Here is a 15233-nt window from a genome sequence, read left to right on the forward strand (position 1 = left end):
CCCCGCCCCTCCCCCACCTCGCCCCGGGCGGCCCCGCAGACTTTGCGGGGCCGCCCGACCTGTTCCCGAAGGAGCCCACGGTGTCCACGCCGCGCAGTGTCGTGCTCGAACGTCTCGCCTACACCCTTGCCGCGCCCGTGCTGGCCGTGGCCCCGAACCTCTACCCCGACAGCCCCGTCAACCAAGTGATCCAGCTGTCCGGCTTCTGCGGGATCGGCGGCTGGTTCCTGGCCGCCAAGAGCGACGAGCACGGCGCCGGACGCAAGATCTTGCGCTGGTCCCCGCTGGTCCTGGCCGCCGCCATCGACATCGCCGCCGGACACACCACCGGCTTCGGCCCGTACGGCCTGGACGGGCTGCTCGCCGCCGGATGGGCGGCGGCCGGCTACCTGGTGATGCCGTTCTCCCGGCACGCCCGCACCCGTCACCGCCCCGCCCTCGCCACCCCGGCCCCGCAGCTGGCACCCGCCGAAGCCTCGGAGCCCGCTGCGGCGGTGCCGGCCGACGACGCCGACCTGCTCACCCGCGAGGTGCGGAGGATGTGGGAGAACGCCGGGATGCCCGGCCGTACCCACGTCGTCAAAGCCACCAGGCACCCCGGGATGCGGCACGACATGACGATCCTCCTGCGCGCCGCGGAGACCGGGCGGCCGATCACCGGCCTGTCCGAGGCCGCCGTCGCCGCACCGTTCGCCGTGCCCGCCGCCGACGTCGTCCTGATGGACGTCGCGGTCCAGCCCGGCCGCCAGAGCGGGCCGGGCTGGCTGGAGGCCCGCATCACCCCCGACGCCAACCAGCGCCGCCGCACCAAGCCGACCGACCAGGAGCGCTGGACGGACAAGATCGGCACACCTCAGGGCGGCGCCCCGGGCTCCGAGCTGGTCCACAAGACCCGCGACGACGTGCGGGGGGTGACGTTCTACCGGGCGAAGATGGCCGACGCCACCACGTCCCCGCGCATCGACCTGGCCAAGGTCTGCCGCGGCCTGAAGCTCCCCGAAGACGACAGTTGCGTGTTCGTCCTCATCGACGGCACCGAGTTCCTCATCAGCGCCTTCGACAAGCCGCCGCTGTCCGCGATCTTCCCCGCCGCCCGGGAACTGCTCACCCCGGACGCCAAGGGCATGTACGTGTGCGGGTTCACCATCACCGGCCAGCCGGTGAAGAACATGGTGTTCCAGCACGACAAGAACGCCGCAGCCCACGGCCTCATCCTCGGGGTGTCCCGGTCCGGGAAGACGCAGTTCTTCGCGATCAACATGGCCGCGCAGTCCCTGGACGGCCAGGTGGTGTGGCTCTCCACCGTCCGCAAGGACGAGAAGACGTCCACCCTGGGCAAGCACATCGACCGGCAGGGCTCGAACGCCCTGTGGATGGCCCGCTCCCTGCGCGCGGCGAAGGCTCTGTGCGAGATCCGCGCGGAGATGCCCTGGCCGCACGACGGCGAGGCGCACGACTACAAGCCGGGCGACTCCCGTTGCCCCTACCGGCAGCTGAACGTGTACGCGGACGAGTTCATGACCGCAGCCCAGGACGGCGACTTCGGCGAGTTCATCCAGAAGGACGGCGACGACCTCACGGTCACCGGGCTGAAGTACGGCATCGGCTTCAACCCCGCCGGCCAGTCGCCGTTCGCACATAACGGCTTCAGCACGGAGATGAAGGACAACCTCCGGCAGAACAGCCGGCCGACCATCTTCAACATGGGCTCCCCCGGCGCCACCCGCAAGGCTGCCGAAGGAACGATGGACAACGCCTACGACGTGCCGACCATCCCGGCCCGCTACGCCCAGCAGGAAGGCTCCGCGATCGAGCGGGCCATGCGCGGCGAGGCCGACCCAGAGAACGGGGTCAGCACCGGCGGGGTTGCCGTCATGGTCTTGGACAACGGGCGCGCCGTCCTCATGCGCTCGCTGTACGCGGACTTCGACACCGACCTCGCCGACCTGTTCCCCGACGACGTCAACCACCTCACCGACCACGAAATCAGCGAGCTGACCCAGCGCGGCCTGTGGTTCGACTGGAACGAGCCCGTACGGCCCGGCGAGTTCTGGCCCGAACCCCAAGCAGACGACAACGGCTCCGGTGACGACGACGGTGGCTACCGCCGGCGCGGCGGCGGCAACGGCTCAGGCGGCAAGCGCGCAGGCAAGTCCGGTAGCAGCCGGTCCGAGTCCCAGATCACCTCGCCCCGCCAGGCACTGGAGGCCATCAGGAGCCTCAACAACACCTGAGCCTCTCCCATCCCACCACCAGTGGGGCCGGCCCGCCCGAGCACAGACGGCCCCACCCGAACCCCCCCCAGGACCCCGCCGCTTCCCTGCTCCTCTCCCCCGGCGGCAGGCCAACACCGCGGACGCCCTGCCACAGGGCGGCCGCGACCGCTTCGGCGCCCTCAGACCTGCCGTGGTCGGCTGCACCCGCGCTGCGACCGGCCTGACCCCAACCGTCAACACCGCCTCGCGCCACCGGCCGGATTGCTTGGGCGCGTCTGACTACGCCTCGGTCCAGGGCGGGTCGGGGGTGTAATTGAACCCGTCACAAAAGCGGCAGTCCCACTCCGAAGGGATCTCCCACTTGTCCGTCCACCAGCCGACCTGCTTACCCACGAAGTAGTTGTCCCCGCCGCACCACCCGCATTCGAAGACGAACTCCATCCGGCCCCCTCTCCCCTGTACGGCCCGCCTGCGTACAGGCTGCCCGCCCTGCGTGCGTGACGGCAACAGCGCAGCCGAGTGCGTGCGTTGGGCCAGGGCCGGCCGTCCACACCATCTCCGTGCCCGCCCAACCGGAGCCACCGACATCCCCTGTCGGCGGCGCCCGTTGTCGTGCCCTGCCTGGAGCCCCGATGCCCCACACCCCGCCCGCCCCCGCGATAACCCACCGGGCCCCGCCCGCCACGCCGGTCGTGGCTCCCGCGCCGCCCGCGGCCCTGTCCCTCGAGGAACGCCTGGCGTTCATCAACGCGGCGATGACCGTGCGGCTGGAGGAGGCCGGCGTCGCCTACGAGGTCAACACCGCGCACATCGACACCGTGCCGGTCGACCTGGCCGACGTCGTCACCGTCCCGCTCACCCCCGGCCTTCAGCCGCCACCCACCCCGTACCCGACCCCGGTCGCAGCGCTCCTGCAGCGTGCCCATCAGCGTCTGCTCACCGGCGGCTGGTGCACCGGCGCCCTGGTCGACGCGGCAGGCGCGCGCTGCCTGTACGGCGCGATCCGCATCGAAGCCCGCGGCCACCGGGGCCTTGAGGCACGCGCGGTGGACCTTCTGATGGAAGCGATCCGCCGCCGGTTCGGCGAGGACGTCGACTCCGTGCCGGGCTTCAACGACGCCTGGGGCAGCAGCCGCACCCCGCTGCGCACGCTCGACCAGGCCGCCGACCTCGCCGACGCCCGCTGCCTGTGACTCCGGCCCCTCCTTCCGGAGCACCTGCCTCGCACCCGAACCCCCGCGGTCGGGTGCGAGCCAGGCCCTCCGGCCTGCCCACCACCGCCCCACCACACGAACCCGAATCAAGGGAGCACCCCTGCCATGCAGCCCGACGACAACCCCGCCAACGACCGGCCCCACCCGAACAGCCCGAGCTTCTTCGACCCGCTCGACCCAACGCTCCCGCCCGCCCCGGACGGGCAGAAACCGCCCGCCCCCACTAAGCAGCCGGACACGGTCCGGTTCGCGGCGCTGCGCGCCGGGTGGACCCGCGCCTGGGACACCGGCGGTGTCCTGGCCCGGATGTGGGAGGACATCCTCAACGCCCCGCAGGACGGCTTCCGGCACATGGCCCGGTGGATCCGGATCGTCCTGACGGTCGCCGCCGCCGCGCTCCTCGTGCTGCTGGTCAACGCCGCGATCGACGTGCTCCTGCTGTCGCTGCACCACCTGGCCGCCGCGCTCCCGACCACCCACACCGACCGCAGCGCGTCGCACCGGTACTGGCACGTGATCGACACCCCGATGCGGTCCTACATCGCCCACCACAGCGCCGGATTGAGCGTCAGTAGCTCCTCGATCTACACGTTCTGGCAACTGACCGGCCTGTTCGGGCTGGTCGGCGGCTTCTTCGGCAGCACCGGCGCCCGCATCACCTGGGTGCTGTGGGCCACCTGCAGCGCCGGAGCCGTGTGGGCCGCAACACCCGCCGACAGCCGCCCCATCGCCACCGGCATCGCGGTCCTCGCCTGGGCCCTGGCCTCCACCGTCGCCCTGCGCGGGCTGAGCCTGCGCCCGATCATCCACACCGTCCCCTCGCCCGCCCCGATCGTGCAGCCCCAGATCGAGATCCGGCCGGAGATCCACCTGCCTGCCCAGAGCACCTCGCCGGCCGTCGACGACCGTCCCGCCCCCGCCGACCCGCTGCAGCACTGACCCGTCGCCCTGCCCGGCCACCGCCCGCCCCGTGCGGGCGAGAGCCGGACAGGCCGCCCGGCCACCGCACCATCCCGTATCCGTTGAGGAGAGATCTGCCGTGGCGAAACCCGCCCCGCACGTCATAGGTATCCTGGTCGAGCCCACCCCCGCCACCTGGTGGCGGAAGTACCGGCACCGCGTATACGGCATTTTGGGCCTGGCAATCGGCTTCACCCTCGCCAGCGGCGGCCCCCACCTGTCGTCCCCGACGACGCCCGCGCCGCGCCCCACCCACAGCACCCCGGCACCCAGCCACCCCACGGCGCCCTCCTCCGCGACGACCGCGCCGATCCACGCCTGACCGACCCACATCCGCCGACCACGCCCGCCGTCCCGACCCGGGCGGCGGGCGCCGTTGTATCAGACAACCTGCTGTGTTCCGTCGAAGGCGTACGTCCGGACCGGGTCAAGGTGCAGCTCGTACGGCCCGGAGCAATCTGCGGCGAGAGTGGCGATCCGGACCCCACACGGGCAGGCTCGGTTGGATCCCTCGGTTCCATTCGGGCCGCAGCAACCGGTGCTGTTCTCCCACCCTGGCAGCGGCTGCAGGTTGGGGGCGTCATCAGGGTGGACAACGACCGTGTCGCGGACACCAGCCGAGACTACATAGCCTTCCTCGGTGGCCATGAGCGGTCCCCGAGGATAACCCGGCACCGGGTCGTCTTGGTCTTCCTGCCGGACGAAAGGCGCTCCCCACGGCTCGGGTTCGATCGCATAGCGACCCTGCGGCACAGTCGGAGACGCCTGGCGTGCTCCCCTGGGCCGAGCCATGCCGAGGTCCGGGACGATCGGAATGTCGGACAGCGCCGTCAAGTCGGGCGTGAGCGCGACGCCGCACTTGGAGCAGTAGAAGACCGTCATGGGACCCGTTGTAGTCGCAGATCCATAGGCTCCGCATCCCAATTCGCCTCGTCCACCCTCCATTGCCGACAGCGAACCTGGACCGAGAGGGCGCTGGCTACCCTGCCGCTACTCCCCCGGCATGAGCCGGGCGGAAGCTGTCAGGGCACGGGCGGGTGACCCTGGCCCGCCACGGCGGCGCCGCCGACCCCCACTGGGGCGCCTACGCCCTGATGGTCACCATCCAGCGCCTGGACGCCCAGCACACCGAAGCGGTCATCGCGCCACCACACCCGAGGATGTTGACCCGGCCTGGGGCCTGCACCGGCCTCTCCCCCACGGCCCCACCGGCAGCTCCAAGCGCCCGCTGCTGGAGTACGCCACCGCGAGCCTGCCCTCAGCCCCAAAGCCCGTCCCCACAACGCCGCCACACACCACCAATGGCTGCAGTTCCTGCTCCGTGCCGGCCTCGCGCTGCGGCTGTCCGTGTCCCAGCCCGGCACCGTAGATCTGCCCTGGGCGCGGTGGGAGGTCGACGTTCACCACACCAGCGCCCTGCCGACTCTGCCCGGCGCGGCCGTCGGCTACAGCGTCATCACCGTCGGCCGCCTGATCACGACCTGCCCGATCCGTCCCGTCGTCCACGGGGCCGACTGCGGCGGGTAGATCCGCCCCGGGACGACCGCCTAGCCGTCAAACCTGACGGCCGTCCCGGGCTCCCCCCATCCGCGCCAGCACAGCGAACAGGAAGGGCACCATCATGCCCGCACCGACCGCCTTACGTCATCGGCGACTTCTCCTGATCACCGCCACCGCCCTGCCCACGATGGCCGCCTGGGCCCTGGACCATCACCGGCTCGGCACCCAGTTGACTGCCGCCCGCCGCGACCCGCTCACCGGGCTACCTACCCGCGACGAATTCACCACCCGTGCCACCCAACTCGCCGACCGCCACCCCGACGACACAATCCTCCTGGTCGTCGACGTCGACCACTTCAAGGACACCAATGACGCGTTCGGTCATGCGGCGGGCGACGCGGTTCTGGCCGCGGTCGCTCACCGCCTGCGGACGTGGGCCGACCGGCACCACGGCATCGCCGGGCGCCTCGGAGGCGACGAGTTCACCGCCGCCGCCCGCCTGCAGCCCACCAGCACCCTGGCGGCGCTGGCTGAACTGCAGCACGCCCTGACCCGCCCCGCGCCATGGGACGGCCGGCAGCTGCCCGTCGCCGTGTCCATCGGCGCCGCCCCCACCCAGCACCACACCGTCGCGCAGGCGCTGCGGGCGGCCGACACCGCGATGTACGCCACCAAGCACACCGGAACCCCCCGACTCTGGGGCCCGGCCGACGCCCCCGCCCTGACGGTCAACGGCCGCCGGCAGGGACGCCGCGGCACCCATCACCCGGCCGCGGTCGCGGCACCCGCTGGAAGGGATCCCCGCTGATGACCGACCTCTCCCCCCGCCTGGACACCATCCTCGGCCCCGAAACCGCAGCCCAGCTCGTCCACCAGCTCACCGCCCACCTAGTCCACACCGACGCCCTGCCCACCCAGGTGGCGTTCCGGCTGGTGTGCGAGCGGATGGCCGACGGCGACCCGCTGCTGCTCGCCGCCCCTGGCCAGATCTGGGCCCGGCACCCCGACGCCGACCCGGATGACGTCCCCGCCCACCGCCTGGCTATCCGCGACCGGCTCACCGAACCGCCCCGCGTCATCGCCACCTACCTGGACGGCGACGCGCTCGGCGAAAGCGACGAGCTGCTGCTGGACGTCCTGCACCTGTACCAGCTCGAGTCCTGGCAGCCCACCGACGTGTGCGCTCCGTGGATCGGGCAGATCCGGTGACCGCCACCGCCCGCGACATGCTCGCCGCCGGCGCCTGCGTCCAGGACATCATCGACGCCACCGGCCTGACCTCCGGCGAGATCGCCGCTATCGCGGAGAGCGCCGGCCTCACCCAGGCCCACGCCGACCAGGCCGCCCAGGACGCTGCTCGGCAGGGCGAGAAGCTGTTGGACCTGCTGGCGTGGGGTGAACAGCACAGCGTCCGCAGCACTCAGGCCCTGGCTGCCCGTGCCCGCACCGCGCTGACGGAACTCGACACCCGCCGCACCCGAGAGCAGGAGGTCCAGGAGGCCTCCGACGAAATCGCGCGACTGGAGCGGGCCATCACTGCAACCCGGGCCAAGCTCAGCACGGCCAAGGGCGGCACCTCCACCAGGCGCACCGCCCCGGCCACGACGAAGACGCCTGCGCGCACCTGCGAGCACCGCCAGGCGCGTGCGTGGGCCAAGGTCCAGGGCCTGGACTGCCCGACGGTGGGCATCGTTCCTGCCCGGATCCTGACCGCCTGGCGGAACGCCGGGGCGCCCGGGCGCACCGCCAGCTGATGGTCGCCCCCACCACCGCCGCTGTCCCGGCGCTGGCTGGGCGGATGCTGGCGGGCCACGGGCGGGTGACCGTGGCCCGCCACGGCGGCGGCGCCGGGCCGGATTGGGGTGCTTACGTCCTCATGGTCACCATCCGCCGCCTGAACGCCCAGCACACCGAAGCGGTCATCGCCGCCACCGCACCCGAAGACGTTGACCCCGCCTGGGGCCTGCACCGACCCCTCTCCCACGGCCCCACCGGCAGCTCCCGGCGCCCCCTCCTGGAATACGCCGCCGCCAGCCTGCCACCCACCCCCAGAGGGCGGACCCACCACGCCGGCGCGCACCAGCAGCGATTGCAGTTCCTGCTGCGCGCCGGCCTGGCACTGCGCCTGTCCGCCGCGTCCCAGCCCGGCACCATCGACCTGCCCTGGGCGCTGTGGGAGATCCGCGTCGAGCACACCGGCCCCCTGCTGACCTTGACCGGCAGCACCGTCGGCTACGGCGGCCACAGCACCATCACCATCGGCCGCCTGATCACCCTCACCCCGAAGGAGACCTGAACCATGGCCCGCTACACCGCCCCCGTCACCCCGCTCCACGCCGACAACACGCCGTGCGGCCACCCGGTCACCTCCACCGGCAAGCCCAAGGACCCGGCCTCGGGCTGCACCGGCCGGACCCACTACCGCGCGGCGTGCTCCTGCTCCTGGTCCACCACCTGCGACGCCCGCATCTTGGCTGCCGACGCCCGTACCCAGCACCTGCGCACCCACCTCACCGCCCCCGCCGCCTGAACCCACCAGCGCCACCCCCAACGGCCCGGGGCGGCTGCCGGCTCCAGGCCCGGCCGCCCCGGCGCGACCTCTCGAGGGTGGAACACCTGATGGCAGACCGTGAACCGCGCTGGCGACGCTGTGGAAACAGGCCCCGGCGAGCTGCAACCGCGCGACCGCAGGGTAGTAGACGCATTCCGCGCCGTTCTGGCCGCCCGCCCCCGCCCCTTCACACTCGACACCGACCTGGCGGTCCTCACAGGCAGGATTGGCTTTGCCCACGGGCAGCGCATGTTCGCCACTCCGGGAGGCACTTGCGATTCGAACAGCGCGTGACCTGCGGCCGGTCAGGGTCTGTACGGTCTTCGGGTCATCCAAGATTTCGTAGGCGTTGATCGGCTTTCCGGTTCGGGCCCAGTAACGGGCGGCGTGCGGCAGGCTGGTGCCGTGTGATGTCGAGTTGAAGGATTTGCTGCCACACCTCGCATTGGTGCTGGTCGAGGCGGTGGAGACGGGTGAGGGCCTGGTCAGGATCACGGTGCGGACCCCGGACGCGGTGCCAGTGTCCTGCCCGGGATGCGGGCAGGATTCGCAATGGGATCACAGCCGCTACGTGCGGCACGTCGCCGATGAGGCGATCGGCGGAAGACCTGTACTCATCGATGTCTCGGTGCGGCGTCTGTACTGCGAAAACCCCGGCTGCGCCAGGACCACGTTCGTCCAGCAGGTCGACGGTCTGACCGAGCGTTATCAACGCCGGACTCCCGCACTGCGGCGGATTGTGGAGGCTCTGGGCATCGTGCTGGCGGGCACCACCGCCGCCCGCCTGCTGATGCTGCTGCATCAGACGCTGTCACCAGCCTCGGTCCTGAGCCAGGTGATGCGGATCCCGCTGCCACACCGGCCCACCCCCGAAGTTGTCGGCATCGACGAGTTCGCCCTGCTCAGAGGCCAGAACTACGCGACGATCATCATCGATGCCGAGACCGGCCGGCGCATCGAGGTGCTGCCCGACCGGAAGATGGCCACCGTTACCGGCTGGCTGCGCACCCACCCCGGCATCCGTGTCGTGTGCCGGGACGGATCCGGAGGTTTCGCCCAGGCCACCACCACCGCCGACCCGACGATCATCCAGGTCAGCGACCGATGGCAGTGCGCCATGAGGCGCCTTGTCGTATCCCCGATTCAGTCGGGAAGAATTTGGAGGGAGGTTCTTGGGTCCAATGGCTTACCTAATCCGGAAACGGTGAGGGGACCGTAGCATGCCAAGAAAGCGACGGCCGAGCCCAGGCATTGGGGACGGGGCGTCGCGGGACCCGCGTGATAGGGCGAAAGCTGGATTGCCTGAATCCCAATCCCCAGAAGATTGAAGGTCGAATCCACCGGAAAGATGCCTGAAACCGGTGCCGCGCCCTGCGACGACTTAGTGCCATGGCCGACGCAACCTCCAGAGCGCGGAGCGATGCCCAGCGAGGGCATTTAAGGGGATGAGTGGGACGCCTACGTCACACTGATACGTACGACAAGACGAACATGGGATCGCCTAAGGGAAGGGATCTTCCTATGGCGACGGAGGCCCCGTAGTAGTCGCCGGAGTCACGACCGGCCAAGGAGGACGGGAAAGCCGTCCGCACGGGCGAAGGGGGCCAGGTGATCGGACACCCAAGAATCGGGAGGTATGCGTAATGCAGAACGCCGAAACGGTGCTGGGTGTTCTCCGTGAACGCGGCAGGCGTGGCCTGCCATGCGATGAACTGTATCGACAGCTGTTCAATCCGCAGTTGTATCTTCTGGCCTACGGGCGTCTGTACTCCAACAAGGGAGCGATGACGCCCGGGGTCACCGGGGAGACCGTGGACGGCATGTCGCTGGGCAAGATCGAGCACGTCATCGACGCGCTGCGCCACGAGCGCTACCGGTGGAGCCCGGCCAGGAGGGTCTACATCCCGAAGGGGCGGGACAGCACGAAACTGCGACCGCTCGGCCTGCCGCCGTGGTCGGACAAACTAGTCGGCGAAGTGGTGCGCCTGCTGCTTGAGGCATATTACGAGCCGACGTTCTCCGACTCCTCCCACGGTTTCCGTCTCCGCCGGGGCTGCCACACCGCGTTAGAAGATGTGGCCTACACCTGGACGGGAACGGCCTGGTTCATCGAGGGCGACATCGCCCAGTGTTTCGACCGGCTTGACCATTCGGTCATGCTAGGAATTCTGGGCGAGAAAATCCACGACAACCGGTTCCTGCGGCTGGTGCGCAACATGCTCACTGCCGGATACATGGAGGACTGGGTCTGGAACGCCACGCACAGCGGAAGTCCGCAAGGCGGGGTCGTTTCACCGATCCTTTCCAATATCTACCTGCACAAGATGGACGAGTATGTCGAGAAGGTTCTGATCCCGGAATACACCCGGGGAAGAGTCAGGAAGCCGAACCGCGCCTTTCATCGGGTGTGGGCGGCGATAGGACGCGCCCGCAAGCGCGGCGACCACACTCAGGTGCGGGAACTGCGCAAGCAACTCCACAGCATTCCCAGCATGGATACTCATGATCCAGGCTATCGGCGGCTGAGGTACGTGCGCTATGCCGACGACACCCTCCTCGGGTTTGCCGGACCAAAGGCAGAAGCCGAAGAAATCAAAGAGCGTCTGGCGCAGTTCCTGCATGACGATCTCAAGCTGGAACTCTCGCCGGAGAAGACCCTCATCACGCACGCCCGCACCGAGGCTGCAAGGTTCCTCGGCTACAACATCACCGTGCACCACAACGACCGGAAGATCTCCGGCAGACGCCGCTCTGTCAATGGGACCATCGGTCTGCGTGTCCCCCGTTCGGTGGTATCTGCCAAGCAGGCCCAGTACATGAAGCGCGGCAAACCCGCGCGACGACCCGAACTGCTGAACCAGGATGACCACGTCATCATCAGCACCTACGGGTCGGAGTACCGGGGCATCGTCCAGTACTACCTGCTGGCCGGCGATGTCTTTCGACTCGCCCGGCTGCAATGGGTCATGGAGACCTCGATGCTGATGACGCTCGCGAACAAGCACCGCTCGACGGTGTCGAAGATGGCCCGCAAGTACGCGACCGTCATCGACACGCCGTTCGGGCCCCGCAAGTGCTTTGAAGCCCGCGTCGAACGCATCGGCAGGAAACCACTGGTCGGACGGTTCGGCGGAATCCCGCTGAGACAGAACAAGAAGGCGGTCGTCAACGACCGTCAGCTGGCCCCGGTCAACATCAAACGCAAGGAGCTGGTCACCCGGCTCCTCGCCGGACGATGCGAGGCATGCGGACGCGCCGACGAGGTGGAAGTCCACCACGTCGCCAAGCTCGCCGACCTCGGAAAACCGGGGACCGACCTGCCCCCGTGGGCAGATCTCATGGCCTCACGGCACCGCAAAGCCCTTGTGGTTTGCGGAAGTTGCCACGCGACCATCCACGGCAAGAAATCTATCCCAGCACTCACGGAATAGTCACTGGAGAGCGACGTGCGGTGAAAGTCGCATGCGTCGTTCGGGCTGGGGGCCGCCGGAGAAGGACCTGCTCAGCAGGCACCTCGCCGACGGCCCACCAGTACCCTGTGGCACGGCCTGGCCGAGACTGTCCGTAAAGAAGTCGGCGCCCATGCATCGTGCTGGGGGGAAGTTCGGCCCGCCGATCAGCGAGGGCAAACGCGCCGCCACCACCCGGGAACGCTGGCGGCAGATCCACGAACTCCTTGACCAGGGCGTCGGCCTGCTGGCCTGCGCCCGCCGCCTGTCCGTTTCACTCAACACGATCAAGCGCTACGCCCGCGCGACCGAGCCCGACCGCATGGTCCGCGCTCCCGTCTACCGCGCCTGCCTCGTCGACGCCTACCGCGACCACCTGCGCGAGCGCCGCACCGACGACCGGGCCGTCCCCGTCACCCACCTCCTCGCCGAGATCCGCGAGCAGGGCTACACCGGCAGTGCCAACCTCCTGGTCCGCTACATCAACCAGGGCCGCGTCGAGGCCGACCACGCCGCCCTCTCCTCCCGCAAGGTCACCGGACTGCTGACCAGTCACCCCGACAACCTCGACGACAAGCAACGCGCCCTGCGTGACCAGCTCGCCGGTGCCTGCCCCGAGATGACCGCGCTGGCCAGCCAGATCCGCACCTTCGTCGCCCTCCTCGTTGCCCAGGAGGGCAACGTGGACAAGCTGACCGGCTGGATCACCCGAACCCGAGAAGCCGACCTGCCCTTCGTGCGCTCCTTCGCCACCGGCCTGGAACGCGACCGGGCCGCCGTGGACGCGGCCGTTACCCTGCCCCACCACAACGGCCGCACCGAAGGCACCAACTGCAAGATCAAACTCCTCAAGCGTCAACGCTACGGCCGGGCCGGGCACCCGCTCCTGCGTCAGCTGGTCCTGCTCAACTGACCGCCAGCTGCCGCCGATCAACGCCTACGAAAATCTTGGATGACCCGAAGACCCCGTACAGACCCAATTGGGTGGTGGCCGTCCCGCCGTGGCGGGAGGGTCCGGTGGCGGCTGTGCTGCCGGACGTGTATCGCGATCTCGTCGAGGTCGTCGCGGATGCTCCGGGCCCGTTGCAGGCCAAGCAGATCGTGCCGCGGATCGGCCTGTCGGCGACGACGGGGAAGATCGAAGGAACGCGGGCGAGGCTGAAGCGGCTGGGTGGAACGGGGCGGGGCTTCACCCCTGTGCCCCGCCGAGGGCGCGGCACAGGGGGGCGAACCGCAGGCGCCGCCCCCCTGTGCCGTCGAGGAGGACGACCGTGTCGCACGTAGCCCTGTTACGTGCCGCTTGTCGACGCATCGCGGTGTTGGAGGAGCGCTAGTACATGTTGGCGGATGCGTTCGGGCAGGTGGTCGAGAGCGCTTCGTCCTCTGGGTCGGACCTGAACAGGGCAGTGTGGAAGGCTTCCACCGCGTCGTCGCGTTGCGGATGGCACCACCCGTCCTGCGCGGCGATGCCCTGTCCGACCTCGTACCAGATTCCTGGGCGGGATGACTCGGACTGAATTTCGCCCGTGAGGCCGGCCACGTGGTCGAGGACCTTCGGCGTCAGCAACGCCTCCACACTCTGGTCGTCGCGGACCTGCAGATAGCGGCGAAGGAGTGCGGACGGTACTCCCGCTCCCCGGAGGAATCCCGCGATAGCGCCCACCAGGAGGAGGTAGTGCTCCAGGCCGTCGGTGTGCTTGTACAGCACGAGGCGCTGCCATTCGGTGAAATCGGCCTCGTAGTATCGGCTGTTGTCCATGGCGTCGTTCAGATGACTGGTGACCCGCGTGGTGTGGTATCGCAGGAGGTCAGACAGGACTTTCGGTGTCGGTGCATCGTCATGGCACGGACGGGTCGGCTCGATCGCTGCCGTATCCAGGCGGCGGTGCTCGGCGCGGTCTATGCGTGCCTCGTTCAAGGCGGCGGCATACGGCTGCCCCGTCTCCTCACATCGGCGTCGAGCTTCCTGCTTGTCACGGTGATGGGGGTTCACAACTCGTGTCCTTCGTGGCGGTGCGGTCCCGTGACCCGGCGCGCCTGTACGAGCTCGTTCACCGGTTGACTGGATGCTGCCGTGCCACTTTCGGCTGTTGCGCCCTGATCCGGTCACGGGCCGGAAGAACTAAGCCGCGGCCGTCGCAGGCGGCCGCCTCGTCCAACGAGCCAGCGGCCGTCACCGTCACGCGAACTCACGCTTTTGATGCCATGAGGGTGAGCGTGACGACCGCGACGGGTGGTGCCAGGGGCGATCGTCCCGCCCGGACACGGATTGGTCGCCACGCCCCGATGGTCTGATCTGATGAAAGGCGACCCCGCGGTCGGCGCCCACCCCGCGGACCCCTCGAGTACGGTGCCGCCGGCGCAGACCGTGACGCTCCACACGGAAGCCGGTCCGACCCTTCCCTGCTGCCCGCCGCCCTCCCAGAAGGGCACGCCTGGTCTCGCCCATACCTTGCCTGCGGGCTTGCCCAGGTTCACATCCCGGCCGGAGCGGCGAAGCCCGGAAGCCTCTCCCCCGGGTCGCCCAGGCGCTGCGGGGCGGTGTTACCCGCGAGGCGCCTGCCAGCAGAATCGATCCTGGAGAAGAATCGAACATATCGAACAGGGCGGTATGCGCGGCAACTATCTGCTCGACGGACGTCTTCAAGGGAATCTCGGCGAGTTCTCGCCCCTGCGGCTCGAGCGGTGCACCACATTGACGAATCCGTCGGGCAACAGCCTGTGGGACGCCGGGGTCTCCACCGAGCACCTGGCGGAGTTCGGGGTGCTGCGCCCCGCCCATCCCCGAGCCCCTCCCGTCCAGGTCTGCGGCGGGCGTCCTCGCTTGCAGGCGCCGTTCGGAGACGGTGACGTCAGGGCTCGCCGCCGGTCGCCAGGCGCTCGGGGCTACGACGAGGGCGCTGACCAGTTGACGGGGTGATCGCGGGTGCACTCGGCCGTGCGAGGCCCCCCGCTGTCCGAGGCGGGAAGCGGCGGGTATTTGGTCCGTCCCGCCGGCGCCTGTGCGCGCAGGAGATGGCAGGCGGAGGCAGTTGCCGTGGGCGTGACCGGGGGAGCGGCACGTTCCGCCGGCTGCTGCGCACAAGGGGAGTGTTTGCCGTGAGCCCAACGCCGTGCGGAGGATGCCGGAAGTTCTCGTTGAGCTGGTCGCGGCGGCGGCCTCGGTGGTCGAACTGAAGGCAGGGTACTGCCAAGGTTTCCGCTGGACCGAGGCTGGTCGGTAGGTTCGTGTCATAGCATCCGAGGGCGTTTCCCGTTGGGGACGTTGGATGGTGGGGCTGTGGTGTGTGGTCGCTGCTTCCTCGGGTCGTTGGTTCGACTGCGAGGAGCTTGTCCGTGGCCA

General features: G+C 69.6%; 15 protein-coding genes. 13 read left to right on the forward strand and 2 right to left on the reverse strand.

Annotated elements, in window-relative coordinates:
- Window positions 1–80 precede the first annotated feature (80 nt).
- From ABZ721_RS33110 to ABZ721_RS33125, 4 genes are all read left to right on the forward strand, one after another.
- Complete coding sequence (locus ABZ721_RS33110; RefSeq protein ID WP_358792478.1) at window positions 81–2234, forward strand: chromosome segregation protein ParM; 2154 nt, start codon at window positions 81–83, stop codon at window positions 2232–2234.
- A 614-nt stretch (window positions 2235–2848) separates the two neighbouring features.
- Window positions 2849–3409 carry a hypothetical protein gene (locus ABZ721_RS33115; protein WP_358792479.1) on the forward strand — a complete coding sequence of 187 codons (561 nt, stop codon included), beginning with the start codon at window positions 2849–2851 and terminating at the stop codon, window positions 3407–3409.
- A gap of 126 nt (window positions 3410–3535) precedes the next feature.
- Window positions 3536–4369, forward strand: coding sequence for a hypothetical protein (locus ABZ721_RS33120; RefSeq protein ID WP_358792480.1), 834 nt, complete (start codon window positions 3536–3538; stop codon window positions 4367–4369).
- 100 nt (window positions 4370–4469) lie between these two features.
- A complete protein-coding gene (locus ABZ721_RS33125) occupies window positions 4470–4712 on the forward strand; it encodes a hypothetical protein (protein WP_358792481.1) in 243 nt (80 codons plus the stop codon).
- A gap of 59 nt (window positions 4713–4771) precedes the next feature.
- Here the strand turns inward: ABZ721_RS33125 and ABZ721_RS33130 are convergent, their stop codons facing one another.
- On the reverse strand, window positions 4772–5272 hold the full coding sequence (locus ABZ721_RS33130) for a hypothetical protein (RefSeq protein WP_358792482.1): 501 nt from the start codon (window positions 5270–5272) through the stop codon (window positions 4772–4774).
- Window positions 5273–5737: 465 nt separating this feature from the next.
- Between ABZ721_RS33130 and ABZ721_RS33135 the strand changes: the two genes are divergently transcribed.
- From ABZ721_RS33135 to ABZ721_RS33175, 9 genes are all read left to right on the forward strand, one after another.
- On the forward strand, window positions 5738–5917 hold the full coding sequence (locus ABZ721_RS33135) for a hypothetical protein (protein ID WP_358792483.1): 180 nt from the start codon (window positions 5738–5740) through the stop codon (window positions 5915–5917).
- Window positions 5918–6011: 94 nt separating this feature from the next.
- Window positions 6012–6698, forward strand: a complete 687-nt coding sequence (locus ABZ721_RS33140; RefSeq protein WP_358792484.1) for a GGDEF domain-containing protein — start codon at window positions 6012–6014, stop codon at window positions 6696–6698.
- The gene (locus ABZ721_RS33145) at window positions 6698–7099 is read left to right on the forward strand and encodes a hypothetical protein (RefSeq protein ID WP_358792485.1); all 402 of its coding nucleotides are present in this window, start codon (window positions 6698–6700) and stop codon (window positions 7097–7099) included. Before ABZ721_RS33140 ends, ABZ721_RS33145 begins: the two co-directional genes overlap by 1 nt.
- Window positions 7096–7644, forward strand: a complete 549-nt coding sequence (locus ABZ721_RS33150; protein ID WP_358792486.1) for a hypothetical protein — start codon at window positions 7096–7098, stop codon at window positions 7642–7644. The genes ABZ721_RS33145 and ABZ721_RS33150 overlap by 4 nt, the downstream gene beginning before the upstream one ends.
- A complete protein-coding gene (locus ABZ721_RS33155) occupies window positions 7644–8186 on the forward strand; it encodes a hypothetical protein (protein WP_358792487.1) in 543 nt (180 codons plus the stop codon). The genes ABZ721_RS33150 and ABZ721_RS33155 overlap by 1 nt, the downstream gene beginning before the upstream one ends.
- Before the next feature lie 3 nt (window positions 8187–8189).
- Window positions 8190–8420, forward strand: coding sequence for a hypothetical protein (locus ABZ721_RS33160; RefSeq protein ID WP_358792488.1), 231 nt, complete (start codon window positions 8190–8192; stop codon window positions 8418–8420).
- Window positions 8421–8859: 439 nt separating this feature from the next.
- Complete coding sequence (locus ABZ721_RS33165) at window positions 8860–9660, forward strand: ISL3 family transposase (protein ID WP_358792489.1); 801 nt, start codon at window positions 8860–8862, stop codon at window positions 9658–9660.
- 424 nt (window positions 9661–10084) lie between these two features.
- Complete coding sequence (locus ABZ721_RS33170) at window positions 10085–11872, forward strand: reverse transcriptase domain-containing protein (RefSeq protein WP_358792490.1); 1788 nt, start codon at window positions 10085–10087, stop codon at window positions 11870–11872.
- A gap of 151 nt (window positions 11873–12023) precedes the next feature.
- On the forward strand, window positions 12024–12803 hold the full coding sequence (locus tag ABZ721_RS33175; protein ID WP_358792491.1) for a transposase: 780 nt from the start codon (window positions 12024–12026) through the stop codon (window positions 12801–12803).
- Between the two features lie 417 nt (window positions 12804–13220).
- Here the strand turns inward: ABZ721_RS33175 and ABZ721_RS33180 are convergent, their stop codons facing one another.
- On the reverse strand, window positions 13221–13808 hold the full coding sequence (locus ABZ721_RS33180; protein ID WP_358792492.1) for a hypothetical protein: 588 nt from the start codon (window positions 13806–13808) through the stop codon (window positions 13221–13223).
- Between the last annotated feature and the right edge of the window lie 1425 nt (window positions 13809–15233).

The organism is Streptomyces sp. NPDC006733, assembly GCF_040636125.1.
Lineage (GTDB): Bacteria > Actinomycetota > Actinomycetes > Streptomycetales > Streptomycetaceae > Actinacidiphila.

Coding starts and splice junctions, on each gene's coding strand:
- ABZ721_RS33120 (WP_358792480.1), top strand. CDS start 3,536: ATGCAGCCCGACGACAACCCCGCCAACGACCGGCCCCACCCGAACAGC.
- ABZ721_RS33145 (WP_358792485.1), top strand. CDS start 6,698: ATGACCGACCTCTCCCCCCGCCTGGACACCATCCTCGGCCCCGAAACC.
- ABZ721_RS33175 (WP_358792491.1), top strand. CDS start 12,024: ATGCATCGTGCTGGGGGGAAGTTCGGCCCGCCGATCAGCGAGGGCAAA.
- ABZ721_RS33115 (WP_358792479.1), top strand. CDS start 2,849: ATGCCCCACACCCCGCCCGCCCCCGCGATAACCCACCGGGCCCCGCCC.
- ABZ721_RS33130 (WP_358792482.1), bottom strand. CDS start 5,272: ATGACGGTCTTCTACTGCTCCAAGTGCGGCGTCGCGCTCACGCCCGAC.
- ABZ721_RS33170 (WP_358792490.1), top strand. CDS start 10,085: ATGCAGAACGCCGAAACGGTGCTGGGTGTTCTCCGTGAACGCGGCAGG.
- ABZ721_RS33155 (WP_358792487.1), top strand. CDS start 7,644: ATGGTCGCCCCCACCACCGCCGCTGTCCCGGCGCTGGCTGGGCGGATG.
- ABZ721_RS33140 (WP_358792484.1), top strand. CDS start 6,012: ATGCCCGCACCGACCGCCTTACGTCATCGGCGACTTCTCCTGATCACC.
- ABZ721_RS33160 (WP_358792488.1), top strand. CDS start 8,190: ATGGCCCGCTACACCGCCCCCGTCACCCCGCTCCACGCCGACAACACG.